23 protein-coding genes are annotated in these 25,775 nt (G+C 70.4%); 14 read left to right on the top strand and 9 right to left on the bottom strand.

Annotated elements, in window-relative coordinates:
• Positions 1 to 57 precede the first annotated feature (57 nt).
• The gene (locus ACFT4A_RS15435) at positions 58 to 1,059 is read left to right on the top strand and encodes an NAD-dependent epimerase/dehydratase family protein (protein ID WP_382830036.1); all 1,002 of its coding nucleotides are present in this window, start codon (positions 58 to 60) and stop codon (positions 1,057 to 1,059) included.
• 31 nt (positions 1,060 to 1,090) lie between these two features.
• Here the strand turns inward: ACFT4A_RS15435 and ACFT4A_RS15430 are convergent, their stop codons facing one another.
• Both ACFT4A_RS15430 and ACFT4A_RS15425 read right to left on the bottom strand, forming a co-directional pair.
• Positions 1,091 to 2,203 carry a sensor histidine kinase gene (locus ACFT4A_RS15430; RefSeq protein WP_382830033.1) on the bottom strand — a complete coding sequence of 371 codons (1,113 nt, stop codon included), beginning with the start codon at positions 2,201 to 2,203 and terminating at the stop codon, positions 1,091 to 1,093.
• Positions 2,200 to 2,940 carry a response regulator transcription factor gene (locus tag ACFT4A_RS15425; protein WP_382830030.1) on the bottom strand — a complete coding sequence of 247 codons (741 nt, stop codon included), beginning with the start codon at positions 2,938 to 2,940 and terminating at the stop codon, positions 2,200 to 2,202. Before ACFT4A_RS15425 ends, ACFT4A_RS15430 begins: the two co-directional genes overlap by 4 nt.
• Positions 2,941 to 3,067: 127 nt before the next feature.
• Here ACFT4A_RS15425 and ACFT4A_RS15420 point away from each other — a divergent pair, with 127 nt between their 5' ends.
• The 3 genes from ACFT4A_RS15420 to ACFT4A_RS15410 are packed head-to-tail and all read left to right on the top strand — an operon-like array spanning position 3,068 to position 5,180.
• Positions 3,068 to 3,790 carry a glycosyltransferase family 2 protein gene (locus ACFT4A_RS15420; protein WP_382830028.1) on the top strand — a complete coding sequence of 241 codons (723 nt, stop codon included), beginning with the start codon at positions 3,068 to 3,070 and terminating at the stop codon, positions 3,788 to 3,790.
• Positions 3,787 to 4,404 (top strand): DUF2064 domain-containing protein, encoded by a 618-nt coding sequence (locus ACFT4A_RS15415; RefSeq protein ID WP_382830025.1) that lies wholly within the window; start codon positions 3,787 to 3,789, stop codon positions 4,402 to 4,404. Before ACFT4A_RS15420 ends, ACFT4A_RS15415 begins: the two co-directional genes overlap by 4 nt.
• Positions 4,401 to 5,180, top strand: a complete 780-nt coding sequence (locus ACFT4A_RS15410; protein ID WP_382830022.1) for a class I SAM-dependent methyltransferase — start codon at positions 4,401 to 4,403, stop codon at positions 5,178 to 5,180. The genes ACFT4A_RS15415 and ACFT4A_RS15410 overlap by 4 nt, the downstream gene beginning before the upstream one ends.
• Before the next feature lie 316 nt (positions 5,181 to 5,496).
• Here ACFT4A_RS15410 and ACFT4A_RS15405 read toward each other — a convergent pair whose 3' ends face one another.
• Positions 5,497 to 6,765 carry a molybdopterin-dependent oxidoreductase gene (locus tag ACFT4A_RS15405; protein ID WP_382830019.1) on the bottom strand — a complete coding sequence of 423 codons (1,269 nt, stop codon included), beginning with the start codon at positions 6,763 to 6,765 and terminating at the stop codon, positions 5,497 to 5,499.
• 113 nt (positions 6,766 to 6,878) lie between these two features.
• Between ACFT4A_RS15405 and ACFT4A_RS15400 the strand changes: the two genes are divergently transcribed.
• Complete coding sequence (locus tag ACFT4A_RS15400) at positions 6,879 to 8,294, top strand: hypothetical protein (protein WP_382830016.1); 1,416 nt, start codon at positions 6,879 to 6,881, stop codon at positions 8,292 to 8,294.
• Positions 8,295 to 8,341: 47 nt separating this feature from the next.
• On the opposite strand, the gene ACFT4A_RS15395 is transcribed toward ACFT4A_RS15400, so the two are convergent.
• On the bottom strand, positions 8,342 to 9,079 hold the full coding sequence (locus ACFT4A_RS15395; RefSeq protein WP_382830015.1) for a flavodoxin family protein: 738 nt from the start codon (positions 9,077 to 9,079) through the stop codon (positions 8,342 to 8,344).
• Positions 9,080 to 9,407: 328 nt separating this feature from the next.
• Between ACFT4A_RS15395 and ACFT4A_RS15390 the strand changes: the two genes are divergently transcribed.
• Entirely contained in the window at positions 9,408 to 10,256 is an 849-nt protein-coding gene (locus tag ACFT4A_RS15390) for a DUF4394 domain-containing protein (protein ID WP_382830012.1), read from the top strand.
• A gap of 579 nt (positions 10,257 to 10,835) precedes the next feature.
• Positions 10,836 to 12,452, top strand: coding sequence for a sulfite oxidase (locus tag ACFT4A_RS15385; protein WP_382830009.1), 1,617 nt, complete (start codon positions 10,836 to 10,838; stop codon positions 12,450 to 12,452).
• A 158-nt stretch (positions 12,453 to 12,610) separates the two neighbouring features.
• Here the strand turns inward: ACFT4A_RS15385 and ACFT4A_RS15380 are convergent, their stop codons facing one another.
• Positions 12,611 to 13,000 carry a DUF6368 family protein gene (locus ACFT4A_RS15380; protein ID WP_382830007.1) on the bottom strand — a complete coding sequence of 130 codons (390 nt, stop codon included), beginning with the start codon at positions 12,998 to 13,000 and terminating at the stop codon, positions 12,611 to 12,613.
• 194 nt (positions 13,001 to 13,194) lie between these two features.
• The gene (locus tag ACFT4A_RS15375; RefSeq protein WP_382830005.1) at positions 13,195 to 14,328 is read right to left on the bottom strand and encodes a threonine synthase; all 1,134 of its coding nucleotides are present in this window, start codon (positions 14,326 to 14,328) and stop codon (positions 13,195 to 13,197) included.
• 231 nt (positions 14,329 to 14,559) lie between these two features.
• Here ACFT4A_RS15375 and ACFT4A_RS15370 point away from each other — a divergent pair, with 231 nt between their 5' ends.
• From ACFT4A_RS15370 to ACFT4A_RS15355, 4 genes are read left to right on the top strand one after another with little or no spacing between them, the layout of a single operon-like run.
• Positions 14,560 to 15,258 (top strand): transcriptional regulator, encoded by a 699-nt coding sequence (locus tag ACFT4A_RS15370; RefSeq protein ID WP_382830002.1) that lies wholly within the window; start codon positions 14,560 to 14,562, stop codon positions 15,256 to 15,258.
• Between the two features lie 5 nt (positions 15,259 to 15,263).
• Positions 15,264 to 15,554: a Rid family hydrolase gene (locus ACFT4A_RS15365; protein ID WP_382829999.1), complete on the top strand. Its 291-nt coding sequence runs from the start codon at positions 15,264 to 15,266 to the stop codon at positions 15,552 to 15,554.
• Complete coding sequence (locus ACFT4A_RS15360; protein ID WP_382829997.1) at positions 15,538 to 16,503, top strand: ornithine cyclodeaminase family protein; 966 nt, start codon at positions 15,538 to 15,540, stop codon at positions 16,501 to 16,503. The genes ACFT4A_RS15365 and ACFT4A_RS15360 overlap by 17 nt, the downstream gene beginning before the upstream one ends.
• Positions 16,500 to 17,663 carry a DSD1 family PLP-dependent enzyme gene (locus ACFT4A_RS15355; RefSeq protein WP_382829994.1) on the top strand — a complete coding sequence of 388 codons (1,164 nt, stop codon included), beginning with the start codon at positions 16,500 to 16,502 and terminating at the stop codon, positions 17,661 to 17,663. The genes ACFT4A_RS15360 and ACFT4A_RS15355 overlap by 4 nt, the downstream gene beginning before the upstream one ends.
• Before the next feature lie 373 nt (positions 17,664 to 18,036).
• Here ACFT4A_RS15355 and ACFT4A_RS15350 read toward each other — a convergent pair whose 3' ends face one another.
• Complete coding sequence (locus ACFT4A_RS15350) at positions 18,037 to 19,173, bottom strand: PP2C family protein-serine/threonine phosphatase (protein ID WP_382829991.1); 1,137 nt, start codon at positions 19,171 to 19,173, stop codon at positions 18,037 to 18,039.
• Positions 19,174 to 19,282: 109 nt separating this feature from the next.
• Between ACFT4A_RS15350 and ACFT4A_RS15345 the strand changes: the two genes are divergently transcribed.
• Positions 19,283 to 22,024, top strand: a complete 2,742-nt coding sequence (locus ACFT4A_RS15345; RefSeq protein ID WP_382829989.1) for a SpoIIE family protein phosphatase — start codon at positions 19,283 to 19,285, stop codon at positions 22,022 to 22,024.
• A gap of 44 nt (positions 22,025 to 22,068) precedes the next feature.
• Here ACFT4A_RS15345 and ACFT4A_RS15340 read toward each other — a convergent pair whose 3' ends face one another.
• Positions 22,069 to 23,313, bottom strand: a complete 1,245-nt coding sequence (locus tag ACFT4A_RS15340) for a PucR family transcriptional regulator (protein ID WP_382829987.1) — start codon at positions 23,311 to 23,313, stop codon at positions 22,069 to 22,071.
• A 260-nt stretch (positions 23,314 to 23,573) separates the two neighbouring features.
• Here ACFT4A_RS15340 and ACFT4A_RS15335 point away from each other — a divergent pair, with 260 nt between their 5' ends.
• Positions 23,574 to 24,422, top strand: coding sequence for a DUF4394 domain-containing protein (locus ACFT4A_RS15335; RefSeq protein ID WP_382829985.1), 849 nt, complete (start codon positions 23,574 to 23,576; stop codon positions 24,420 to 24,422).
• Between the two features lie 100 nt (positions 24,423 to 24,522).
• The gene (locus tag ACFT4A_RS15330) at positions 24,523 to 25,284 is read left to right on the top strand and encodes a DUF6461 domain-containing protein (RefSeq protein ID WP_382829983.1); all 762 of its coding nucleotides are present in this window, start codon (positions 24,523 to 24,525) and stop codon (positions 25,282 to 25,284) included.
• Here the strand turns inward: ACFT4A_RS15330 and ACFT4A_RS15325 are convergent.
• Positions 25,274 to 25,525, bottom strand: a complete 252-nt coding sequence (locus ACFT4A_RS15325) for a hypothetical protein (RefSeq protein ID WP_382829980.1) — start codon at positions 25,523 to 25,525, stop codon at positions 25,274 to 25,276. The genes ACFT4A_RS15330 and ACFT4A_RS15325 overlap by 11 nt on opposite strands.
• Between the last annotated feature and the right edge of the window lie 250 nt (positions 25,526 to 25,775).

Raw genomic sequence — 25,775 nt, 5'->3', positions numbered from 1 at the left:
CGTGACGGCTGGGCGCGGTCCCCCGGTGTGGCGCCGGCTCCGCCCTACGGTGGGCGCATGCGTGTACTGGTCTCCGGCGGTGCCGGGTTCATCGGGTCCCATGTCGTCGAGGTGCTTCGGGCGCGCGGGCATGAGCCCCTCGTGTTCGACGTGCGCGAGGACCCGGGCGCGGACGTACGGGACCGGGACGCGGTGGTGCGCGCGCTGTCCGGTGTGGACGCCGTGTGCCATCAGGCCGCGATGGTCGGGCTGGGCACCGGGTTCGCCGATGCGGCGGACTACGTCTCCCACAACGACCTCGGGACCGCCGTACTGCTCACGGCCATGGCCGAACAGGGCGTGCGGCGACTGGTGCTGGCCGGGTCGATGGTGGTCTACGGGGAGGGCCGGTACACCTGCGCACGTCACGGGGTGGTACGGCCGGGGCCCCGGGCCGCCGCCGACCTCGCGGCCGGGCGCTTCGAGCCGCGGTGTCCGGTGTGCGGGGAGGAGTTGGCGCCGGGGCTGGTCGGTGAGGACGCTCCGGCCGATCCGCGGAACGTGTACGCGACGACCAAGCTCGCTCAGGAGCATCTGGCTGCCGCTTGGGCGCGCTCGACGGGCGGGGCGGCGGTGTCGTTGCGGTATCACAACGTGTACGGGCCCGGGATGCCCCGGGACACGCCGTACGCGGGTGTCGCCTCCTTCTTCCGTTCGGCGCTCGCCCGGGGCGAGGCTCCGCGGGTGTTCGAGGACGGGCGGCAGCGGCGGGACTTCGTGCACGTCCGGGACGTGGCGATCGCCAACGCGGTGGCACTGGAGGCGGAGACCGCCCCGGGTGTGCTCACGGCGTACAACACCGGCAGCGGCGACACGCACACCGTCGGGGACATGGCGCGGGCGCTGGCGTCGGCGTACGGCGGGCCCGAGCCGGTCGTGACCGGTGAGTTCCGGCTCGGGGACGTCCGGCACATCACGGCTGACTCGTCCCGGCTGCGGGCGGAGCTGGGGTGGAAGCCGGAGGCCGGGTTCGACGAGGGCATGCGGGAGTTCGCGGGGTCGGCCCTGCGTGGCTCGTAGGGCCCTGATGGACCGGTGGTGCTGCCCGTTTTCAGGAAGCGGCAGCGGGCAGCACCACCTCGAAGCGGCAGCCGCCGGGGATGTTGCGGACGGTGGCCCGGCCCTGGTGGGCCTCCACGATGCCGCGGACGATGGCCAGGCCCAGACCGGCGCCGGCGGGCGGGGTCCGGGCGTGGGAGCCGCGCCAGCCGGTGTCGAACACGCGGGGCAGGTCCTCCTCGGGGATGCCGCCGCAGCCGTCGGTGACGGACAGCACGACGCCGTCGGGCAGGCGTTCGGCGGCCACCATGACGGTGCCGTCCGCCGGGGTGCGCCGGATCGCGTTGACCAGGAGATTGCCCAGCACCCGGCTCATCTCCTTGCCGTCCACTTCCACCGGCACCGGCTCGACGCGGTCCCCGAGCAGTCGCACCCCGTGTTCGTGCGCCAGCGGATACGCCCCGGCGAGAGCGTCGCCGACCAGGTCGTAGACGGACATCCGGGAGGGCGACAGGGCCAGGGTTCCGGCGTGGATGCGGGAGAGTTCGAAGAGGTCGCCGACCATGTCGTTGAGGCGTTCGACCTCGGTGCGCATCTGCTTCAGGTAGCGGTCGGGGTCGGCGGCGACACCGTCCTCCAATGCCTCGGACATCGCGCGCAGTCCGGCCAGCGGGGTGCGCAGGTCGTGCGAGATCCAGGCGACCAGCTCACGGCGGGACGTCTCCAGGGCGCGCTCGCGCTCCCGGGACTCGGCGAGCTTCGCGCTCGTGGCCTCCAGTTCGCGGCTGACGTCGGCGAGTTCGGCGGTGGCGGCACGTCGGGGCGCGGTGAAGTCGCCGCCGTCGCCGAAGGAGCGTGCGGCGAGGGCGAGTTCACGGCTGCGGGCGACCACCCAGCGGCCCAGCAGCAACGCGGTGGCCAGCGACACGACGGCCGCCATCGCGACGACGGTCGTGACCACGGTCAGATCGTGCGCGGACAGGAACATCGCCCAAGCCACGGCGAGCGTGCCCGCGAGCATCGCGGTCACGGCCACCGCCGCCACGACGGTGAGCGATGCGGTCAGCGACCGGCGGCGCAGCAGCCACAGTGTTCCGGCGCCGAGCAGCCCGGCGACGCCGGCACCGAGCAGGGCGTACAGGGCGATGAGGAGGGTGTCGTTCACGGTCCGGGCTCCTCTCCGTCGGGGTCGAAGCGGTAGCCCACGCCCCACACGGTCTGGATCAGGCGGGGCAGGGCCGGGTCGTCCTCGACCTTGCCGCGCAGCCGGCGGACGTGGACCGTGACGGTCGACAGGTCGCCGAAGTCCCAGCCCCACACCTCGCGCATCAGGTCCTCGCGGCTGTACGCCCGGCCCGGATGCCGCAGGAGGAACGCGAGCAGGTCGAACTCACGCAGGGTGAGGGCGAGTTCGACGCCGTTCTTGGCGGCGCGGCGGGCGGCGGGGTCGACGGTGAGTCCGGCCGCGCTCAGGGGAGGCGCGCCGGTGAGGGGACGCGCCCGGCGCAGCACCGACTCCACCCGCAGCACCAGCTCGCGGGGGCTGAAGGGCTTGGTGACGTAGTCGTCCGCGCCCACTTCCAGGCCCATGATGCGGTCGTCCTCATCCCCGCGAGCGGTGAGCATGATGACCGGGACGGGCCCGAGACCGCGCAGCCGGCGGCACACCTCCAGGCCGTCCATGCCGGGCAGCATCAGATCGAGCACCACCAGGTCCGGCCAGTGCGCGGCGGCGCCGGCCAGTGCGCTCGGCCCGTCCCCGGCCCGGTCCACCACGTATCCGGCGCGGTCGAGATAGCCCGAGACGACCTCCGCGACCGTGGGATCGTCGTCGACGACCAGGACCCGCCCGGCCCCGGACGCCCGGCCGGCCGCCACCGGCTCGACAGATTGCTTGTCCATGCCGCCAGCCTCGCACCGCCGGACCCTCCACGTCGCGCCCCGAGCCGGCCCCTGCCACCGGCGTCCGCGTTTCGTAAGGAGCCGAAGTCCGATATGCGGCGTTCGCGTTCGTAGGGTGAAATCCGTGATGACCTCTTCCGCACCCGAGGACGTCGATGTCGTCCTCCCCTGTCTGAACGAGGCCGAAGCCCTGCCCTGGGTACTCGACCGCATCCCTCCCGGCTGGCGTGCCCTCGTCGTGGACAACGGGTCCACCGACGGCTCGGCCGACATCGCCCGCGCACTCGGCGCGACCGTCGTCGACGAGCCCCGCCGCGGCTTCGGCGCCGCCTGCCATGCGGGACTGACCGCCGCCACGGCCGACATCGTGTGCTTCTGCGACTGCGACGCCTCCCTGGATCCGGCCCTGCTCGTGCCCTTCGTTCGCGAAGTGCACGACGGCTCGGCCGACCTGGTCCTCGGGCGGCGCCGACCGCAGGGCAGAGGCGCCTGGCCCGCACACGCCAGGGCCGGCAATCTCGCGCTCTCCCTGATGCTGCGCCGCCGCACCGGCCTTCGGCTGCACGACCTCGGGCCCCTGCGCGCCGCCCGCCGCGCGTCACTGCTCGCCCTGGGCCTCACCGACCGGCGCAGCGGCTACCCCCTGCAGATGGTCGTGCGCGCCGCCGACGCGGACTGGCACATCACCGAGCACGACGTCCCCTACCTGCCGCGCAGCGGTGCCTCGAAGGTGACCGGCGCCTGGCGCGGCACCTGGCAGGCGGTACGGGACATGAGCCGCGTCCTGGCCGAGGCACCGGCCCCGCCCGCGACAGCCGCGGCGCCCTCACGAGGAGGCAGCCGCCGATGACCACCCTGCTCGTCATCGCCAAGGAGCCCCTCCCGGGACGGGTGAAGACCCGGCTCTGTCCGCCGTTCACGCCCGAGGAGGCGGCGACGCTGGCCGAGGCGGCCCTCACCGACACCCTGTGCGCGGTGGCCGCGGCACCCGCACGGCGCCGGATCCTGGTCCTCGAAGGAAAGGCCGGGCCCTGGCTGCCGCCCGGCTTCGACGTCGTGGCGCAGTGCGCGGGCGGCCTCGACACCCGACTGGCCGCGGCCTTCGCCGCCTGCGACGGCCCGGCCCTGCTGATCGGAATGGACACACCACAGGTCACGCCGGGCCTGCTCACCGTGGACTTCGACGGGTACGACGCCTGCTTCGGCGCCGCCGAGGACGGCGGCTTCTGGGCGCTCGGACTGGCCGCCCCGGATCCGGAGCTGGTGCGCGAGGTCCCGATGTCGACTCCCACGACCGGTGCCGTCCAGCGCGCCCGGCTCGTCGCCGCGGGACTGAACGTGCGTGAACTCCCGTGCCTGCGGGACGTGGACACCGCCGCCGACGCCGAAGCGGTCGCAGCCGCGGCGCCGCACGGTCGCTTCGCCGCCGCGCTGGCCGGGCTGCGGAACGGCGACGGCCGATGAGCACGGTAGTCGTGCCGGGCACGGCGGAGCACAGCTGGTCCGCCGACCCCTACGCCGACGCCCTCCGGGCCGGCCGCGGGCCGCTCTTCCTCCGCCGTGGCGACGGATGGCTGCTGCCCCTGGAGGTGGAGCGGTGGTGTGCCCGCGCCGACGCCGTGGACCGGGAGGTGCTCGACCGGTGCGAGGGTGCCGTCCTCGACGTGGGCTGCGGGCCGGGGCGACTGGTCGCGGAGCTGGCCGCACGGGGCCGGACAGCGCTCGGCATCGACGTCAGCTCTGCCGCCGTCGCCCACACCGTGGGGCTCGGCGCGCCGGCGCTGCCGCGTTCCGTCTTCGAACCACTCCCGGGCGAGGGCCGCTGGGGCAGTGCCCTCCTCGTCGACGGGAACGTCGGTATCGGCGGTGACCCGTGTGCCCTGCTCGAACGGCTCGCCCGGCTCCTCCGCCCCGGTGGCCTCCTCATAGCCGAGACGGCCCCGCTGGACATCGACGAGCGTGCCATCGTCCGTCTCGTCGGTGTCACCGGCGGCACCGGCGATCAGGGCGCCTGCGGCACCCCGTTCCCCTGGGCCCGGCTCGGCACGCCGGCGCTGCTCCGTTACGCCCGCCCGCTGGGCTGGCACACCGTCGCTCAGTGGTCGGCCGGTGGCCGCTGTTTCCTCGCCCTGCGCAACCGCAGTACCAGCAGCAGCGCCGAGCCGCCGAAGAGCACCGCCGTGATCAACAGCCAGCGGGCGAGGAAGCCGTCGGCGGACAGGCCCGTCGCCGCCGGGTAATGGTCCGCCACCCGACCGCTGATCAGGGGGAACCACACCAGCAGGAGCAGCAGGGACAGGGCGGTCGGCACCCGGACGTACATCGTCCGCTCCCGGTGGCCGACCGCTCCGAGCGACCGGACGACCGCCCGGTCCGCCACCGCGTACAGCGGCAGGAACACCAGGTCGTGCAGCAGCGCGGCGCCCACGAACCACAGCGCCACGCCGAACCAGTCGTCCGACAGCAGCCGCACGCCCGCGTATCCGGCGAGCGCGAACGAGCAGGCCAGGAGCAGGATCTGCAGGGGGCTTCCCAGCGGCGGGACCACGGTGCGCATCACAGGTCTCCGAAGGTCATCCGGGCGACCCACTTGGTGTTGAGCACACCGGGCGCCGCGGGCACGATGATCCGGGCCGGATGGCCGTGATCGGGGCTGAGCGGTTCGCCGTTGACGTCCAGCGCCAGCAGGGAGCGCGGGTCCCGCACCTGGTTGGCGCGCAGGGCCGCGCTGCGGAAGGCGCCGCTGCGCTGCAGGGACTCCACGAACACATCGGGCGCCGCGTTCGCGTCGTAGCCGACCAGGGCGGCGAGATCCCGCAGCCGTACGCCCCGCCACCACTGGTCGGAGGTCGACCAGCCCTCCACGCAGGCGATGGGCAACGCCGCACTGTGCAGGGGGAGCTCCAGCAGTTCGGCCCGGCTCAACCGGACCGTCCCGGAGCGGCCTCTGACCACCAGTCGCCACGCCGCCTCACTTGTCTCCGTGGCACTGATCCCCCTGGACACGGCCGTCTTGTTGATCTGGAAGCCGTTCGGGCCGCTGCCCGGATCGGCGCCTCCGTGCGGAGCGAGGAGAGCCGTCCGCCGCAGCGGACCGTCGAAGCTCTGCCCCACCGTGGTCCCGAACAGCAACAGCGAACCGCCCCCGACCAGCCACAGCCCGCCGCGCCGCGTCACCGTGGGCTCCGCGGGCCGCGGGGAGACCAGCGGGAACTCGGGCAGCGCGCCGGACTCCTCCTGCGGTCCCCGCCCTTCCCGCATGCGTCGCAGGTTGCGCACAGCGGCCGGCGCCCGCAGCAGCACGTGCGCGAGGAACGCCGCGAAGAACACCCAGGCACCGTAGAAGTGCAGCGTGTAGAAGGAGCCGGGAAACACGTAGTCCAGCTGGATGTTGAGCACGCCCGTCACGAACTCGAACAGCGCGCCGCCGACCAGGAGGAGCAGCGAGATCCGCTCCAGGGCGTGCGCGAGCGAGCGGGCCGGCGGCAGCGCGAACAGCTTCGGCACCACCGACCACAGCTTGGCGAGCAGGACGGGGACCAGGGTGATGCCGAGGGTGACGTGGACGCCCTGGTTGAGCCGGTACAGCCAGTGCGGGTTCGTGGGCCAGGCGAACAGGTAGAAGCCGAGGATCCCCTTGTCCGGTGTCTTGTCGTTCACCGGCGACAGGTCCGGGTTGTAGGCCGCGTACGAGACCAGGCCCGTCACGAACAGCAGGGTGATGCCGACGAGCAGGACGAGGCCCAGCACCGAGGTGAACCAGGGGCCGCGCAGGGGGCTGCGCCAGAAGCCCGGTGAGGAAGGAAGCCGTGGGTCGTCTCGCATGGCCCGACGGTAGGCCCGGACCACCCCGGGAAAGGGTGCGCGACCCATGACGAAACGCTGACGTCCGCACGTGCAGCGGCCTCGGCATGGTCCGCGCGGCCTAGCGTTCCCCTGTGACCCGTGATCTTCACCGTGATCCCGCCCGTGATCCCGCCCGTGGCCTTCGCCGTGGACCGGTCCGTGCCCTTCGCCACGACCTGTACGCGACCACGGCCGCGGCACTGCTCGTCGCGACGGCCGCGCTGGTCGGCGCCGCGATCGAACGGGAGCACGGCACCCTGCACGTGGGCCTGCCTCCCCTCCTGGCCGACTGGGACCCTCACCTCGGCCCCGGCACCCCGGCGGCGCTCGCCGTCGCCGTCATGGTTGTGGCGTACGGCCCGCGCGTGGCCGACCGGCTGCCATGGCGCGCGCTCCTCGGCGCCGCCTGGGGTACGGCGATGGCGTGGACGTGGTCACTGGCGCTGATCGACGGCTGGCAGCGCGGGGTCGCGGCCCGGCTCACGACCAGGCACGAGTACCTGCGGGTCATCGACCGCTTCCAGGACATCCCGGCGACATTGCGGGACTTCACCCACCACATCCTGCTCCAGTCCCCCGACCACTGGCCCGCGCATGTGGCCGGCCACCCTCCGGCGGCGCCCCTCACCTTCGTCCTGCTCGACCGGGTCGGACTCGGCGGCGGTGGCTGGGCCGGAACCTGGTGCATCACCGTCGGCGCGTCGGCCTGCGTGGCGGTACTGGTCGCCGTACGGGCCCTCGCCGACGAGACACTCGCACGGCGGGCGGCGCCGTTCCTGGTACTGACGCCGGCAGCCGTGTGGATGGGGACGTCCGCGGACGGCTACTTCACGGCGGTCGCCGCCTGGACCATCGCCTTCCTCGCCCTCGCCGTCACCGGACACCGGCCCCGGCTCACCGGTTTCGCCTCGGGCCTCCTCTTCGGCCTCACCTGCTACCTCTCCTACGGCCTCGCTCTCTTCGCCGTCGTCGCGGGCGCCGTCCTGCTGCTCGGTCGGAAACGAGCCCGTCCCCTGCCCTACGCCCTTGCCGGAGTCATCGTCGTCCCGCTCGCGTTCACCTTCGCCGGCTTCGACTGGTGGGAGGCGTACCGGCTGCTCGTCGACCGCTACCACCAAGGAGCCGGCGGCGTCCGGCCGTACGGCTACTGGGTGTGGGCGAACCTGGCCTGCACCGTCCTGATCGTGGGCCCGGCAACGGTGGCGGGCCTGCGACGCACCGGGGCCACGCTCCTCAGGTCAGCGACACGGCTCAGGACGCGTTCTCTCCCCAGCGCCCCCGACATGCCCCCTCACCTCCGCCTCGCCCTCCTGACCACCGCCGCTCTCGCCGCTCTGCTCGTCGCCGATCTGTCCGGGATGAGCAAGGCGGAGACCGAACGCATCTGGCTGCCGTTCGCGCTGTGGCTCCCGGCCGCCTGCGCGTTCCTGACCCATCCCCGCGCCTGGCTCGCCGCGCAGGCCGTACTCGCCCTGCTCCTGAACCACCTGCTCTTGACCGGCTGGTGACGGGGCGGAACCCCACATGTCCCGGAGGGCAGGGGCGTCCGTCCGGCTCAGCGGTGCTCGGGGTTGTCCGCGCCCGGGCGGCAGCCCGCGTCCCACTCCGAACGCTGATTGCCGTGGGCGGGAACGCCCCCGGCGCGCTTCAGCAGGGCGGCGAGGTGCATCAGGTTCCAGGTCATGAAGCTGGTGTTGCGGTTGGTGAAGTCGTTCTCCGGGCCGCCCGACCCCGCGTCGAGGTACGACGGCCCGGGGCCGGCCGCGCCGATCCAGCCCGCGTCCGCCTGGGGCGGGATCGTGTAGCCGAGGTGCTGGAGGCTGTAGAGGAGGTTCATGGCGCAGTGCTTCACGCCGTCCTCGTTGCCGGTGATCAGACAGCCTCCGACGCGACCGTAGTAGGCGTACTGGCCCCGGGAGTTCAGCAGGGAGGAGCACGCGTAGAGGCGCTCGACGATCTGCTTGGTCACCGAGCTGTTGTCGCCCAGCCAGATCGGGCCGGCCAGGACGAGGATGTCCGCCGCCATCACCTTCTCGTACATGTCCGGCCAGGCGTCGGTGGCGAAGCCGTGCCGGGTCATGTCCGGGTAGACACCGGGTGCGATGTCGTGGTCGACGGCGCGGATCAGGTCCGTGGTCACACCTGCGCCGTCCATGATGGCCCGGCTCTTGTCGATCAGACCCTGGGTGTGGCTGAGCTGCGGAGACGGCTTGAGGGTGCAGTTGATGTAGAGAGCGGTCAGATCGTCGTAGTGATGCACGGCATCGGTGGGAGAGGCGGACTGCACTGCCATGGTGGACTCCAGTGAGGAGAACGGACAGGTGAAGGACCGGGGAGAGGCAGCCGAGCCGCCCCGGCGGCAGCGTCTCGCGGAACTCACGCGATGTCCGGCTGCGACCCACCTGCGGACGCCGCTTTCCCCCCAGCGCCTTCCCGTCCGGCCGGGCCCCGGGGCCTCGCTGCATGTTCGTGCCCACTCGGCGGGGGTGCTTGTTGCTCCGTTGGCTGCGACACGGTTACGCGCAAGCATCACAGCAACACTTTCGCATCGTTTGTCTGGTTTTCTGCTGGGTGCTGAGGCTGCCCGTCAGGCGGCCCTCGAATCTGTTCGGAGACGCATGATGCGTAAGGCAGTTGTCGCTGTCGCCCTGGCCGCCACCACGGCCGCCGCCCTCCCAGCCACCGCCCACGCCCAGGGCAGTTGGGGCGGTGACGGAAAGCGCCTGCTCAGCGTGGGGTTGACCACGGACCAGCGCCTGGTCGGCTTCGACGTCCACACCCCAGGCGACCTGTGGGACCTGGGCCGGATCAGCGGCCTGTCCGGTGACGGAAGGCTGATCGGGATCGACTTCCGCGTGCAGAACGGCAAGCTCTACGGTGTCGGCAACGCCGGCGGCATCTACACCATCACCAACAGAGCCAAGGCGGTGAAGGTCTCCCGGCTGACCGTCCCCCTGTCGGGCACGAACTTCGGCGTGGACTTCAACCCGGCAGCGAACCGGCTGAGGGTGATCAGCGACACCGGGCAGAACCTGCGGCACAACATCGACGACCCCACCGCACGGTTCACCACCATCGCCGACGGCACACTGACCAACCCGACCACACCGCCGTCCAGGGCACTGGGCGTGACCGGAGCGGCGTACACGAACAACGACCTCAACACGGCGACCGCGACGACGCTGTTCGACATCGACACCGTCAACGACCGTGTCGTGGTGCAGTCCCCGGCGAACGCCGGCAACCTGGCCCCCACCGGCAACCTTGGCTTCAACGCCGGTCCCTCTGCCGGGTTCGACATCTACTACAAGAAGGAAAACGGGGACAACAAGGGCTTCGCCGCCCTCAGCAGGTCGGGGCGATACAGCTTCTACAGCGTCAACATCCTCAATGGCGAAACCGACAACCTCGGCGCCTTCCCCGCCGGTCGGCAGGTCTTCGACATCGCCCTGCCCCTCGACCAGAACTAGGCGCGGGGGTCGGCCCACCTCGCGATGACGGTGCCCTCGGCTCGGTCTCCAGCACAGTTCCGCAGCCCTGGTGGTCGCGACCGAGGGTCCCGGCATCACGCACCGTCCGAGTCTGCGTTCCGCCCGGGACGTCGGCGGGATGTCATGAATCGGCGCTGCACGGCAACTCGGCCCAGACCATGTGGCCGAGGCCGTCAGGCAGGTCACCCCAGTCACAGGCGAGCGCATCGACGAGACGGAGTCCACGTCCTCCCCCGCTCAGGTACGCCGAGGGGTGCCTCCACTTCGCCCGCGCCTTGAAGAGTGAGGGACAGACGGACCGGCGGCCGACCGTAGCGCAAGGCGTTGGCCAACAACTCGCTGACGATGAGTACGGCGTCATCAGCCAGTTCGCTCTTTCCCCATCGCTCCAGTCGCCCGCGGACAGTCCTGCGCACGGAGCTGAAGCGGCAGGAAAAGCAGCTCAACGATCAGGTTCGTTCATCCGTTGCGGCGGCACGTGCGGATTGATCTGAGAAGAAGATTCCTCCGATCGAGCGGTCGACCAATCCTCCGGTTCCGCGGGACCGGATTCCCCACGTGACAGATGCCACGAGGAAGCTGCGAAATCCCCGCAACTGGCTAAGGCCGTCGCTTGGGGCGCTCAGCGGCGTCCTTTCTGGATTCGCGGCGCTCGCTGTCGCCGAACTCGTATCGGCGGGAGTACGCCCGCAGGCCGGTCCCGTCATCGCGGTCGGAGGTGCGGCGATCGACCGCACGCCCGCCGCTGTGAAGGACTGGGCGATCCGGAGCTTCGGCACCAACGACAAGCTGGTTCTGCAGCTCGGGATCCTCACCGTTCTGTCAGTGTTCGCGCTGGCATTGGGCCTTGTGGCGCTGCGGTACCGGCGGACCGGGGCGGCGGGCGTCTTGGTGTTCGGGGTGGTCGGAGCGGCAGCGGCCACCACCCGGCCCGACTCGACCGGATGGGCCGACACGCTGCCCTCGGTCGTGGGCGCGGTCATCGGATCCTGCGTCCTTTTCGTCCTCGCCGGACGCCTCGCACTGACTGAGACCACACCGAGGGCGATCGGCCGCGAGGAGGACGACTCGGCACGCTCGCCGGGGTGGGACCGGCGTGGCTTCATCATCGCGGCGACGGCTGCCGCCGCCGCGTCCGCCGGGGCCGGGGCCCTGGGCCGGGCGCTGAAGGGTTCACGCGGCCAGGAGGCGATCGCCTCACGCAAGGACATCGTCCTGCCGACACCCGCGTCTCCCGCCCTCGCCGTTCCCAAGGGCGCCCAGCTCCGCATCCCCGGGATCAGCGCCTTCACGACCTCGAACAAGGACTTCTACCGTGTGGACACCGCGCTCGTGGTGCCCAAGGTCGACGCCACGACCTGGCAATTGCGCATCCACGGCCGGGGCGTCACCCGGCCGGTCACCCTCTCCTTCGACGACCTGCTACGACGGGAACTGGTCGAGCGCGACATCACCCTCACCTGCGTGTCGAACGAGGTCGGCGGCCCCTACGTGGGCAACGCCCGCTGGATCGGCGTACGACTTGCGGACCTGCTGGCCGAGTGCGGGGTACGGCCGCCGTCCCGGGGCGGCCCGGCCGACCAGCTGGTGGCCCGCTCGGTGGACGGCATGACGATCGGCAGCCCCGTCGACGACGTCATGGACGGCCGCGACGCCCTCCTCGCCCTCGGCATGAACGGCGAGCCCCTGCCCTTCGCACACGGCTTCCCGGTCCGCATGGTCGTGCCCGGCCTGTACGGCTACGTCTCCGCCTGCAAGTGGATCAGGGACATCGAGCTCACCACGTTCGCGGCCTACGACCCGTACTGGGTCAAACGCGACTGGGCCCGCAGGGCACCGATCAAGACCCAGTCCCGTATCGACACCCCCAAGCCCTTCGCCCGCCCGAAGGCCGGCACCGTCATGGTCGGCGGAGTCGCCTGGGCACAGCACCGTGGCATCGACAAGGTCGAGGTCCGCGTCGACGACGGCCCCTGGCAGGAGGCCCGGCTCGCGGCCGAGGACTCCCGGGACACCTGGCGCCAGTGGTCCTTCCCCTGGCAGGCCACCAAGGGCAGCCACACCCTCACGGTGCGCGCCACCGACCGCACGGGAGCGGTGCAGACCGAGAAGCGGGCCCGCACCATCCCCGACGGGGCCAGCGGATGGCACTCAGTCGTGGTGACCGCCGACTAGCCCCACCCGAGCCACTTCCGCTCCCCGTACACCGGACCCGGGGCAAAGCTGACGGCCAGGCAGGTGCCGCAAGAACCCTCCCCGCCGACCCGTCCCGCTCCCCACGGAGCCGCCCAGCACTTGGCACTTCCCTGACCGCCGCCGCGGATCTGTCCGGGCTACTTGACCAGCCGGAAGGCGGGATACGCAGCCCAGGCCCGCAGGAACTCCGCCGTCCCCAGCGCCATCCAGTCGTCGTCGGCGATCCCCCGCACCCCCGGAAAGCCAGCGACTACGGACGCTTGTCCGTCCAGCAGCTCGACTTTGGCCACGCCCCCGATGACGTCCATGACAGCGGCGGTCAGCAGGGCCGTGGCCACATGGTCGATCTCGCGATTGCAGTAGGCGCTGACATTGACGGCATGGGTCGGCCGGAAGCCGAGGATGGCCTCCACCTCGGGCTCGTCCGCGTGCTCAGCCTCGAAAACACTCTCATCGCCGACACCCGGCCCCATCAAGTAGACCAGGAAGGGCCGATGCCAATCCTCGCGCTGCGGATTGAATCCCACCAGGGCCGTGAGCTCTTCGTCCGCGATGGTGTTGCCGAGGAGCGGCTCCGCGACGGCTCGAATTGTTCCTGCGCCGAGTCCAGCCGGTCCACCAACTCCGCCCTGTCCGAACGGTTTGAGCGCCGCAGTGGAGCCTCTGTCAGGAACGGGGGTCGGAGCACCGCTCGACGTGCCCTGCGAGGGGAAGGGATGCGCTAGTCGGTGATGAGCTGACTGAGGGCCTGGCCGGCCTTGAGGCCGGAGCCTGTCAGGACGAGGACGACGGTGTCGTCGGTACTGATGTCACCGGCGGCATGGAACTGGCGCAGGGCCGGCAGGACTTGGGCGCTGGTGGGCTCGACGAACACTCCGGTGGCGGCGAGTTCCCGCACGGCGGGCAGGAGTTCGTCCTCGGCCACGGCCGTGGCGGCGCCACCGCTGTCCCGGATCGCCTGGAGGACTTCCCGGTCGCGTACCGGCTGTGCGATGGCTGTCCCTTCAGCGAGGGTCTTGGGCCAGGCACGGGCGTCGACCGTGTCGGCACCGTCAGTGAAGGCACGGACGAGCGGGCTGCACAGTTCGGGCTGGCTGACCAGGATGCGGGGCACCTGGCCGATCTCACCGGCGCGCTTGAGTTCGGCGAATCCCATGGCGCAGCCCAGGACGAGGCTGCCGGCGCCCGCGGGCACGAGGACGGCCGAGGGTGCGGTGAAGCCCAGGTCCTCCCAGATCTCGTAGGCGATCAGTTTGATGCCCTGGAGGAACTGGGGGTGCCAGTTGTGGCTGGCGTAGAAGCGGGTGTCAGCGCGGCGGAGGGCTTCGTCGGCGACGTCCTGGCGGCTGCCGGGGACCAGATCCACGCTCGCTCCGTGCAGGCGGCTCTGCACGATCTTCGAAGGGGAGGTGGAGGCGGGAGCGATGATCTGGGCGTCGATGTCGGCGGCGGCACTGTATGCGGCGACGGATGAGCCTCCGTTGCCGCTGGAGTCTTCCAGGAGCTGCCTGACGCCTTGGTGGCGCAGCACGCTGATCATGACGGAGGTGCCCCGGTCCTTGAAGCTGCCCGTGGGGTTCATGGATTCGGGCTTGACCGCTACGTGGAGTCCCGCCAAGGTCCGCTGCAACAGAGGGGTTCGTCCTTCGCCGAGGGTCACGGGTTCGACCTGCGGCAGGGGCAGTGCGGCGCGGTAGCGCCACTGGGAGTTGACGCTGGTGTCGATCTGCCGGCGGGTGATGCCGGGCAGGGGTTCCATCATCAGGGGGGAGCCGTCGTCGCCGCACCAGCGGGGCTCGTCGGCTGCGTAACGGCCGCCGCTGCGGTCGGCGACGCGGGGGATGTTCTGAGACACGGGACGTTCCGTTCCTTAGGCAGGCTGGCAAGGGCTCGGCCCGGCTCCGTAAGTGATCGGCGCCGGTCGATGCGTCGACGACTGACCCTGGACAGGAACTCTAGATCTGGATAGATTATCTGTCTACATTCAGACGGGAAATCGACACAAGGTCTCCGTGACCGACTTCCCGGACGTGGCACGACACCGCGTCCGGCCGCCCCAGCACAAGAATCAGGAAGGAGCAGACGGATGTCCGTGAAGGACGAGAGCACCCGGCGCGCCGAGGAAGCCGATCGGCAGGCGGACGGGCCGACGGTGTCCGACTCAGCCAGTGACGAGCACCTCCTCGCCGAAGCCGAGAAGATCGCCGTCGCGCTGGGCCGCATGTTCCCCGGGCTCTGCGAGGTGGTGCTGCACGACCTGCGCAATCCGCGCCATGCCATCCGGGCCATCGAGAACAACCTGTCCGGACGTCAGATAGGCGACTCGGCCACCGAGTTGGGACTGGCCCGCATCCAGGATGCGAACTACCCCAGCGTCATCCAGAACTACGCCAACCAGTTCCCCGACGGACGCCCCGCCAAGAGCACCTCGATCGGCATCAAGAACGCCGCCGGCGAGTACATCGCGGCCCTCTGCCTGAACCTCGACGTCTCGACGCTCTCCCCGGTCACCCTGGCCCTGTCCAACCTGGTGGCCACCGACCCCGGGCACCGTGACGTCTCGCTGGAGAGCCTGCGCGACCGCACGCGCCGCGAACTGCGCGAGGTCATCGAGACGGCCGCGGCCGAACGCTCCACCACCCCCCGGTCCCTTTCCCGGGACGACAAGAAGGACCTCGTGCGCCGCCTCTACGAGGACGGCTACTTCGACACCCGCAACGCGGCGCAGACCATCGCCGATCTCCTCGGCATCTCCCGGGCCAGCGTCTACACGTACACGAAGTGAGGACGATGACGACCCGCACGCCCTCCCGTGATACCGACACCACACGATCGCCGATAGCGACAGCCGACAGTGCCGAGCCGGCGCCGCCGGCGGGCCACTACTCGCACGTCGCCACCCACCGGGGCGTCGCCCCTGTCTCGGGGCAGCTTCCCCTGGCGTCCGACGGGAGCTGCCTGTCCGGCAAGCCCTTCGAGGTCCGGGCCCGCCAGATACTCGACAACGTCGACGCCTGCCTGAGGCTCGCCGGCCCCTACGGATCCGCCGTGGAGGTGCACGCCGTTGCCGCCCTCGGCTGACCCCCGGCCCTGTACCCGCGCCCTGCTGCACGTCACCGAAGGGCAGACCGCCGCGGTCGTGGACGAGGAACTCGCCTTGGACGCGGCCCGCGCCGCGTTCGCCGCCACCGTGGACGGCACCGTCTTCCCCAGCCTCGCGGCGCACGGCTCCGACCCGGCCAACCGGTTCACTCTCAAGCCGTCGGCATCCGCAGCGCACGCCGGAGTGAAGATCGGCACCTACTGGCCCGGCAACACCGAACACGGCCTGCCGCGCCACCACTCCACGCTCCTGCTGTTCGACCAGACCATCGGCCGCATCGCCGCCGTGCTGGACGTCGGGGCCGCCAATGCCCACCGAACCGCCGCCGCCGACGCGCTCGCCGTGGACCTGCTCGCCCGGCCCGACGCGGCCACCCTGGCCGTCTTCGGCACGGGCCACCAGGCCGCCTACGAAATCCGGGCCGTCAGCCGCGTGCGCCCCATCAAGGACGTACTCGTCGTCGGCCGGAACGCGCAGCGAATCCAGCACATGACCGACGCACTGACCTCCGAGGGCCACACCACGCGCGCTGCCGACGCGGCCGAGGCCTGCGCCCTGGCCGATGTCATCGTGACCGCCACCACGACCCGGGCCGACAGCCCCGCACTGTTCGAGGACGACTGGGTTCGCCCAGGCACCCACATCTCCGCCATGGGCGCGGACGCCCCCGGCAAACGCGAACTGCCGCCTGCCCTGTTCGACCGCGCCCACGTCTTCTGCGACCTCCCCGAGCAGGCCCGCCGCATGGGCGAGTGCCAGAACGCCCCGGAAGGAACACCCCTCACCCCGCTCGGCGAGGTCCTCCTCGGTCACCACCCCGGCCGCAGCTCCGTCGACGACATCACGGTCTTCGACAGCTCCGGAATCGGTCTGCAGGACCTGTACCTCGGGCTGGCTCTCCTCAAGAAACTGGACATCACGCTGTGAACACCGACCCCGCCGCCGCACGGACCCTCGAGGACCCCGACACCCCCTTCGCGGTCGTCGACGTCCACAAGACCCTGCGCAACATCGAGCGCCTCACCGCCCGGGCCGGACAGCTCGGCGTCACCCTGCGCCCACACGTCAAGACGGCCAAGAGCCTCGACGTCGCCGCCCTGCTGCACGACAAGGCACCCTGCCCCGTCACCGTCTCCACCCTCGCCGAGGCGGAGGCCTTCGCCGACGGCGGCTACACCGACATCACCTACGCCGTCGGCATCGACCCCCACAAACTCCCCCGGGTCGTCGCCCTGCTGCGCCGCGGGATCACCCTGCGCGTCCTGCTCGACAGCACGGAACAGGCCACGTCCGTCGCCGCCGCCGCCCGCGAGGCCGGCATCGCCGTCCCGACCCAGATCGAGATCGACTGTGACGGCCACCGCGGAGGAATCAAGCCGGACGCCCCCGGACTGCCCGCCATCGGCCGGGTCCTGCACGACGCCGACTGCCTGGACGGAGTGCTCACCCACGCGGGCGAGTCCTACTTCGCCTACTCGGCCGAGGAACAGCGCCTAGCGGCCAGGAACGAACGCGACACCGCGGTCGCCGCAGCCGAGCGCCTGCGCGCCGCCGGCCTTCACGTACACACCGTCAGCGTCGGCTCCACCCCGACCGCCCACGCCGCCGAGGACCTCACCGGCGTCACCGAACTGCGCGCCGGCAACTACGTCTTCTTCGACCTCGTCATGGCCGGCCTAGGCGTCTGCCAGATCGACGACCTCGCCCTGTCCGTCGTGGTCACCGTCATCGGCCACCGCCCCGAGTACGGCTGGATCGTCACCGACGGCGGTTGGATGGCCATGTCACGCGACCGCGGAACCGCCGCCCAGAAAACCGACCAGGGCTACGGACTCGTCCTCGACTTGGCAGGAAACCCCGTCCCGGGCCTGGTCATGAGCGCGGCCAGCCAGGAACACGGCACCCTCACCGCCCGCGACGGCGCTACTCTGCCGGACCTCCCCATCGGCACCCGCCTGCGGATCCTCCCCAACCACGCCTGCGCCACCGCCGCCCAGCACCATGGCTACCACGTCATCGACAGCACACGCCCTGCCCCCGGGGCACCCGTTGTACAAGCCGTCTGGCCGCGCATCTCCGGTTGGTGACCTCTAGGGGCCCGCCGCCACCCCAGGAGCGCTCCGCCGGGGTACAAATCCTTCCCCCTCACGCCGCTCATATCGAGTGCCATGCTGGCCACATACCTCGATTCACGAACGGAAAGCAGCATCACCAGGTCTTCCTCCGACCGCCCCGTTGTCGCTCTCGCGTTTCACTCCGGCTACGGCCACACCACCGTTCTGGCCGAGGCCGCGACAAGATCGCCGCCGGATTCACCAACTCAGGCGGGCCCCATTCCCCGTTGTGCGAATTCCCGCCGCTCCCCCACCCCCGCCAACCTCAAGCGCAACGTCACGGCCGGCCTCACCGGCACCGCCGTCGAATGATCCCCGAACCGGTCCGGTATCCCGGCACCGGGATTCAGCCCTCGGCTCCGACGACTCCCCGATCCTGCGCGGTGGTGCGCCTCAGCGCGAGGGCCGCGATGTCGTCACCGAGCCTTCCGCCGCTGTGCCGGAGCAGATCCCGGTGCAGTTGGTCGAGCAGCTCGCGGGGGTGCTCCGCATCCTGCCGCCGCATCCAGTCCGCCAACGGGAAGAACCGGCCGGTGTGGTCCCGGGCCTCGGATACGCCATCCGTGTAGAGCAGCAACTGCTCGCCCGGGGCGAAGGCGACGATGTCGACCCAGTAGCGGTCACCGATGAGCGCTGCGAGGTTGAGGGGCGGGGAGGGGAGCGTGGGCTCCAGGACCCGGACGTTCCCGCAGTACTCGATCAGCGGTGGCGGATGTCCGCAGTTGAGGAGTCGTAGCCGGTCGCCACCGTGCGGGATCTCGGCGAGGAGAGCGGTGGCGAAGTGCTCGGGCTGGTCCTGGACGGGAAATGCCGCGCTGTGGCGCGTGACGGTGGTCTCCAGGCGGTGCACGATGCCCAGCAGGTCGGGCTCGTCGTAGGCGGCCTCCCTGAAGCAGCTGATCACCGCCGAGGCCGCCCCCACCGCGGACAGGCCCTTGCCTCGTACGTCGCCTATGAGCAGCCGGACCCCGAACGGCGTACCGAGCACCTCGTAGAAGTCGCCGCCGATCCGGGCCTGCTCCTGGGCCGCCAGATAGAGCGATTCGATCTCGACGCCCCCGATGCGGCGTGGCAGGGGGCGCAGCAGTACCTTCTGGGCGGCGTCGGCGACGAGGCGGACCTGGAAGAGCGTCTCCTCCCGCTGAAGTCGGACATGACTGCCGTATGCGGCCGCCAAGGTGACCGCGATGATCGCGGCCGACGTGTACGGCGTCCCCAGATCGGTATGGAAGAGGCTGAGGACGATCATGAGCAGAAGGCAGAACGCCCCCAGCGCCATCGTGGGGAGCACGGGCCACATCGCGGCCGCGAGGGCGGGCGCGGCGGGCAGAAGGCGACTGAAGGCGATCTCCCTGGGCGTGGAGAACGCGAGGGCGGCGATGACAGCGGTCAGGACCAGGGGCGACAGCCTGGCAGCTTCCCATCGGCCGCTGTAGGCGGGGCGACGGCGCCACAGCCGTGCAGGCGTGATCACAAAAAGCATCATATCGACCTAATCGGTCGCAGAGTGAGACGAACGCGCGTTCGAGATTGACCGGGCAAGGATCGGGCGTGCCCTGGCCACTTGGGATCACCGGTGCTAAAAAGGTCGCATGGCGAGTCTTTTCGCCCGTTTTCAACGCCTGTCGGTTAAGCGTCTGATCAGCAAGAACACGCGGAGCGTGGCCGGGCAGGTGTTGATTTTCCAGGTGGCTCTGGTGGTGCTGCTCGTAGGCTGCGGTGTCTTCGCTCTCATTCTGCAGTCGGAGCGGGACACCAGTGCCGAGGCAAAGCGCCGCTCCACGGCCGTGGCACAGACCTTCGCGCACTCGCCGGGTGTCCTGGCGGCATTGCGGACCCCGGACCCCAGCAAGATCCTCCAGCCGCTCACCGAAGCGGCACGCCGGGCCGCCGACGTCGACTTCATCGTGGTCATGGACACCGAGGGCATCCGGTACACGCACCCCTTGCCGGACCGCATCGGAAAGCGGTTCGTGGGCGAGATCGGACCGTCGCTGGCGGGGAGGCTCTACGTGGAGAGCGTCGACGGCCCGCTCGGTCGTGAGGTGCAGGCCACGGTGCCGATCAAGAACGCCGACAGGAAGGTCGTGGGGCTCGTCTCGGCCGGGATGCAGGTCAAGAACGTCGAAAGTCAGTTGACCCGGCAACTACCGATCATCCTGGGCGCGGGGGCCGGAGCGCTCCTGTTGTCCATCGGCGTGACGGCACTGCTGGGCAGGCGGCTGCGACGGCAGACACACAGCCTGGCACCGGACGAGATGAGCCTGATGTACGAGCACCACGACACGGTGCTCCACTCCGTTCGGGAAGGGGTGCTGATCGTGGCCGCCGACGGGCGGCTGATGCTGGCGAACGACGAGGCCAGACGACTGCTGGAGCTGCCCCTGGACATCGAGGGGCGGCTCGTCTCGGAACTGCCGGGACTCGATCCCGAGACGAAGGCGCTGCTCGCCTCCGGGCGCGAGGCCACCGACGAGGTGCACCTCGCGGGAGAGCGGCTGATCGCGGTCAACCAGCGGCCCACGGGTCGCGAGGGCGGCCCCAGGGAAACGGTGGTGACACTGCGCGACTCCACCGAGCTGCAGGCGGTGACGGGCAGGGCGGAGGTGGCACGGGAGCGGCTCAGGCTGCTGTACGACGCCGGACTCCGCATCGGTACCACCCTGGACGTGCTGCGCACCGCCGACGAGCTGGCGCGGGTCCCCATTCCCCGCTTCGCGGACTTCGTCACCGTGGACCTGGCCGACGCGGTCCTGCACGGCGAGGAGCCGGCCCCCACGGGGACGGACATGCGACGCGCGGCCGTGTCCGGCATCGTGGACGACCATCCGCTCACCGAACAGGGCCGGCTTTTCGACTACCTTCCCTCCACACCGCAGGCGCGCGGCTACGGCAGCGGCCGCTCCCAGCTGGTGAGCGATCTGCCGACCGCCACGGGCTGGCGTGTGCAGGACCCGGAGCGGGCCAAGGCGATCATCGACTACGGCATCCACTCCCTCATCACCGCCCCCATCCAGGCCCGCGGCGTCGTGCTGGGCATGGCCACCTTCTGGCGCACGCGACAGCATGAGTGCTTCAACGAGGAGGACGTGTCGCTGGCGGAGGAGCTGGTGGCCCGTGCCGCGATAAGCATCGACAATGCCCGCCGCTACACCCGCGAGCACGCCCTGGCAGTCACCCTCCAGCGCAGCCTGCTGCCGCAGGCCATGCCCGAGCAGAACGCCCTCGACATCGCCTACCGCTACCTCCCCGCCCAGTCGGGCGTGGGCGGAGACTGGTTCGACGTGATTCCCATGCCGGGCAGCCGGGTGGCACTGGCCGTCGGCGATGTGGTCGGCCACGGCCTCCACGCCGCCGCCACGATGGGACGGCTGCGTACCGCGGTGCACAACTTCTCCGCCCTCGATCTGCCACCTGACGAGCTGCTCAGCCATCTGGACGACCTGGTCGGAAGCATCGACCAGAACGAGACGGCTCAGAGCGCGGCGGGCGTCGTGGGCGCCACCTGCCTGTACGGGATCTACGACCCCGTGACGCGCAGCTACGTCATGGCGCGGGCGGGGCATCTGGCACCCGCGCTGGTCCGGCCGGATGGGACCGTCACTTTCCCGGACGTGCCCGCCGGTCCGCCCCTGGGCCTCGGTGGCATGCCGTTCCAGACCGCGGAACTGTGCCTCGCCGAGGGGACCCAGCTCGTCCTGTACACCGACGGCCTCATCGAGGATCGCAGGCGCGACCTGGACGTGGGAATGGAACTGCTGCGCGATGCGCTCACCGGCCACCCCGGCCGGCCGCCCGAGGAGACCTGCCAGGACGTGCTGGACAGGGTGCTCCCCGGGCGCCCCAAGGACGACGTCGCCCTGCTCGTCGCCCGCACGCGGCAACTGCCGCCCGACCGGATCGCCGACTGGGACGTACCACCGGATCCCGCCGCCGTCGCCGGCATGCGCGACGCCGTGTCCCAGAGGCTCGAAGGGTGGGGCCTCTCAGAGTTCGGCTTCACCATGGAGCTCATCCTGAGCGAGCTCATCACCAACGCCATCCGCTACGGATCCGGGCCGATCCACGTGCGGCTGATCCGCGACCGTACGCTGATCTGCGAAGTGTCCGACGGCAGCAGCACCTCACCGCATCTGCGGTACGCCGCGTCGATGGACGAGGGTGGCCGGGGCCTGTTCCTGGTGTCGCAGATGGCTGAGCGTTGGGGCACCCGGTACACCCCGCAGGGCAAGGTGATCTGGGCCGAGCAGGCCCTGCCCGAGGTCATACAGCGGCCTCCCCCGAGTCCGGCCGACGCGGACACCCCCCTGGACGACGAGGCAGCCGACCCGTGATGCAGCTCGTTGCGCTGTCAACGGTCCGGCGCGCCCGACGCGTTTCAGCGCCATGCTCCCGACAGGTGCCGGGTGACCACGGCACTGAAGGTGCGCACGCCTCGCGTCGATCCAGGGTCGATCCCCGTGAGCTCACGGACCCGGCGCAGGCGGTAGTCCAAGGTACGGGTGTGGACGTTGAGCGAGGTCGCCGTGGCACCGCGGTGCATGTCGTGGCGGTAGTAGGCGTCGAGGGTGGTCAGGAGGTCGGGGCCGGTCTCCAGGCGGCGGGCCAGTGTGCGGAGCCAGTCGTCGACGAGTGGCACGTCCGCGACGGCGAGTTCGACGAAGACATCGGCCAGGGTGTGCGGCCGCAGCCGGACGGATGCCCGGCGCGGCGGGGCTGCCCGACTGATCCGGCGGGCGCGGTCCAGAGCGTCGGCCAGCTCCGGCAGCGGTGCGACGGACATGCCGACGGCGCAGGGGCGGCCGAGGGCCTGGACGAAGTCCTGTACGAGGTCCGGCAGGTGGCCGGGGGTGAGGTCGGGTGAGAGGTCGGGAACGGCGTGCGGCGGTGCGCTTTCCGCTGCCTCGGGGCCGGAGAACAGCGGAAGCAAAGTGATCAGCTCACCGCTCCCGTCGCCGCCCTCCGGTCCCCACATGATCGGCGCACGGTGGCTCTTCGCGAGCACCCCGATCTCGCTTTCCAGGAAACGATCGATGGCAGGCAGGTCCGGAATACGAAAAACCGTCACCGCGTAGCGGTCCGGGAGTTCCATCTCGACGGCTGCGGCGAGTTCCGCCGAAATCGGATCTCCGCTCAGCAATGACCGGGTCAGCAGGGCGACCTGCTCGGTGTACGGCATTCGGCGGCGCAGTACGCGCACGAATCCCTGGCGGTAGGAAGCGATGCCTCGTTCACCCTGGGGGGCGAACCACGTCATCATGCGCATGAGTTCGTCGACACCGCCGCCGCGCTGGGCCTCCGTCGCCTCGTTGATCTCACGCAGCATGAGGGCGGTGTGCACGCGCAGCACCCGCTGCCGCGCGTCGAGCGACATCCCGGCACCTGCCCGCAGCTCCCCCATCGACGCGATGTAGCCGAGATCCTCTCCGCTCAACTCGCTGTTGTCCGGCGCGAGTTCGACGGTACGACGTCGGAGCCACATCGCGTGCTCCAGCGTCTCGGCTCGCGCCCGGGAGTCCTTGTCCAGGAACCCGAACTCCGAGATCTCACGTGTGTACGTCTCGACCTCACGACGGGCGTTTCTCGACGCCTGCCGGGCCAGCTCGGCGAAGAGGCTCCCCATGAACGCGAGCTTGCCATTCAGGACAAGCGGGCCGACAGGGGAGATCCGGACGGCGTTCATCACTCCGCACAAAACGGTGGCAGGTGTATCGACAGGGCTTTTATCACAGTGCGCAAAATTCCCGGATCGGGGTGTTTCCGTCAACCTTTTCGCTTGTGGAGGAACTGTGAAGCGGCCTTAATGAGAACCGCCTTCGGCATGATGCGGTGATCAATAACGGGAGGGAAACTCCGATGACAGCAGACACAAGAAAGAGAATCATGGCGGCGGTCGCGGTCATGGTCACTTCGACGGCGCTCATGCTCGGCGCACCCGGCACCGGCTCGGCCGCCCCCGCCGCCACGCCCAGCCTGCGCGCCTTCGGGATCAGCGGCGATGGCACCCTGATGGCCACGTTCACGACCGACCGGCCGCAGGTCCTCGACTGGGTCAGGGTCGTCACCGGCCTCAGCGGCGACACGGGCCTGATCGGGATCGACTTCCGCGTGCAGGACGGCCTCATGTACGGCGTCGGCAACAAGGGCGGCATCTACACGATCAAGACCCCGCCGACCACCACGGACGTGGTCGTCACCAAGGTGTCCCAACTCCAGTACGCGCTGCACGGCGCGAACTTCGGCGTCGACTTCAACCCCGCGGCCGACCGCCTGCGCGTGATCAGCGACAACGGCCAGAACCTGCGGCACAACCTCAACGACCACAGCACCATCCAGGATCTGAACCTCACCACCCCGCCGACCGAGGGCACGACCAAGGGTGTCTCGGCCGCCGCCTATACGAACAACGACCTCAACGCGGCCACCGCGACCACACTCGTCGACATCAACACGACCACGGACCAGGTCGTCCTCCAGTCCCCGGCGAACAACGGCACGCTCGCCCCGACCGGCAGCCTCGGCATCGACGCCGGAATCAACGCCGGCATGGACATCTACAGCACCTTGTCCGGCGGGAAGACGGTCGACAACGCCGCGTTCGCCTCCCTCACCCCGTACGGCGCCAACACCCCCTCGCTGTACGCCATCAACGTCTTCACCGGCCAGGCCACCTCCATCGGCCAGTTCCCGCTGAACATCACGGACCTGGCCATCTCCCTCACCGGATCCTGACCCCCGCCCCTCGCCGCGGCCCGGCCACGACCGGCCCGCGGCGAACGGCCGCCACCGTCGATGGCTCGGGCCGGTCATGTGACCGTCATTCAGGTATGGGATGGCACGAGGCGCGGAATCCGCAGCGCAGCAACGCCGTTCCAGGAGGAGCTCGTGGGGTTCACCCAGACCTTGCCCTTCCTGGTGCTGTACCTGCCCACCGGAGCCTTGGTCGACCGCTGAGACCGCAGCAGCACGGCCGTCTCCGCCCCGCCGAGACCTTCGAGTTTCCGAGGATGTCCGCGCGGCCGGTGGTGAGGACCAGGTACCTGATGGACGGATCCTGGACGAAGCGGCGAACGGCCTTGTTGCCCGCCCTGTTGCCTTGACCCGCAAAGTAGTGGAGAGCATCAAGGCTCTCGGCGAGGACATCGACAAGGATGACGTTCCCGAGGTGGACGTTGAGCAGCTGCATGACAGCGGAGTCCTCGCCGGTGACGGTCCCGTCCTCCGGGCGGGCGAACACGACGGTTGGTCATTCGCCATCGAGCCCGAGGGCTCCTACTTGGCGGCGGATGACATTGTGAGGTCGGTGCCCCGGGAGACGGTTGCTCCCTCCCCGCTGGACAGCGAGTCGGGCTCGTGCTGGGTCTCCTACGCTGACAACGGCGAGATCCTCTCGTCGTTCGATCCGCTCTTCCCGGACTGCGACTACGGCACCCGGCCTGAAGCGCTCGATCGACTCACCGGGCATGTGGCAGCTATCAACACCGGTGATCGTGCCGATGCCTACGCGAGCGCTGTGCGAGCGATCCAGGTCGGCGGTGCCGCGCGCAGTCCTTGGGGGCGGGTACGCAGGGACGTCAGATGCCTTATGAGCTGATGTTGTAGGGCCTAGGGTGGCCCATCTGTTCGTAGTCCGCGGTCTCTTCGTCGTGCTGCTCCAGGGCGGTGGTTCGGCCGCGTGCGTCCAGGAGCATGACCACCGTGCAGATCGAGACGGCGTACACGCGGTCCACCGGGGCCAGGCCTTCCACCGCCCGGGCGAGCCCCACCTCCTTCTTGGCGACCCGGCGTAGGGCCGTCGTCGTCGCGAACTCGATCTCCGGTTGAGGATCAGCCACGCCAGGACACGCTCCGTTGATCGGTGCCGAGGCCGGCAAGGCACGCCGCGACCAGGGCGTGATCCCGGGCCAGGGCGGCGGCCCGAGGTTGCTTCAGGAAGGACCCGGGGCTTCGGCTCGGCGGTCACGAGCTCACGCCGCTCCGCATGTGAGGCCAGAGCCGAGCGCTCCGCAATCAGACCGCCGTTACTCACTTTCGGGTGACATCCCGACCTCTTGCGGGGTGGCGCAGCATGGCGGAGAGATGCCA

It is taken from the genome of Streptomyces sp. NPDC057099 (assembly GCF_042671245.1).
In the GTDB taxonomy this organism is placed as follows: Bacteria; Actinomycetota; Actinomycetes; order Streptomycetales; family Streptomycetaceae; genus Streptomyces; species Streptomyces purpurascens.
Note: the sequence above shows the minus strand (reverse complement) of the source record. Positions and strands in the feature narration are given on the sequence as shown.

Coding starts and splice junctions, on each gene's coding strand:
- ACFT4A_RS15435 (WP_382830036.1), top strand. CDS start 58: ATGCGTGTACTGGTCTCCGGCGGTGCCGGGTTCATCGGGTCCCATGTC.
- ACFT4A_RS15425 (WP_382830030.1), bottom strand. CDS start 2,940: ATGGACAAGCAATCTGTCGAGCCGGTGGCGGCCGGCCGGGCGTCCGGG.
- ACFT4A_RS15420 (WP_382830028.1), top strand. CDS start 3,068: ATGACCTCTTCCGCACCCGAGGACGTCGATGTCGTCCTCCCCTGTCTG.
- ACFT4A_RS15415 (WP_382830025.1), top strand. CDS start 3,787: ATGACCACCCTGCTCGTCATCGCCAAGGAGCCCCTCCCGGGACGGGTG.
- ACFT4A_RS15410 (WP_382830022.1), top strand. CDS start 4,401: ATGAGCACGGTAGTCGTGCCGGGCACGGCGGAGCACAGCTGGTCCGCC.
- ACFT4A_RS15405 (WP_382830019.1), bottom strand. CDS start 6,765: ATGCGAGACGACCCACGGCTTCCTTCCTCACCGGGCTTCTGGCGCAGC.
- ACFT4A_RS15395 (WP_382830015.1), bottom strand. CDS start 9,079: ATGGCAGTGCAGTCCGCCTCTCCCACCGATGCCGTGCATCACTACGAC.
- ACFT4A_RS15390 (WP_382830012.1), top strand. CDS start 9,408: ATGCGTAAGGCAGTTGTCGCTGTCGCCCTGGCCGCCACCACGGCCGCC.
- ACFT4A_RS15370 (WP_382830002.1), top strand. CDS start 14,560: ATGTCCGTGAAGGACGAGAGCACCCGGCGCGCCGAGGAAGCCGATCGG.
- ACFT4A_RS15365 (WP_382829999.1), top strand. CDS start 15,264: ATGACGACCCGCACGCCCTCCCGTGATACCGACACCACACGATCGCCG.
- ACFT4A_RS15350 (WP_382829991.1), bottom strand. CDS start 19,173: ATGCTTTTTGTGATCACGCCTGCACGGCTGTGGCGCCGTCGCCCCGCC.
- ACFT4A_RS15345 (WP_382829989.1), top strand. CDS start 19,283: ATGGCGAGTCTTTTCGCCCGTTTTCAACGCCTGTCGGTTAAGCGTCTG.
- ACFT4A_RS15340 (WP_382829987.1), bottom strand. CDS start 23,313: ATGGGGAGCCTCTTCGCCGAGCTGGCCCGGCAGGCGTCGAGAAACGCC.
- ACFT4A_RS15335 (WP_382829985.1), top strand. CDS start 23,574: ATGGCGGCGGTCGCGGTCATGGTCACTTCGACGGCGCTCATGCTCGGC.
- ACFT4A_RS15330 (WP_382829983.1), top strand. CDS start 24,523: ATGGCACGAGGCGCGGAATCCGCAGCGCAGCAACGCCGTTCCAGGAGG.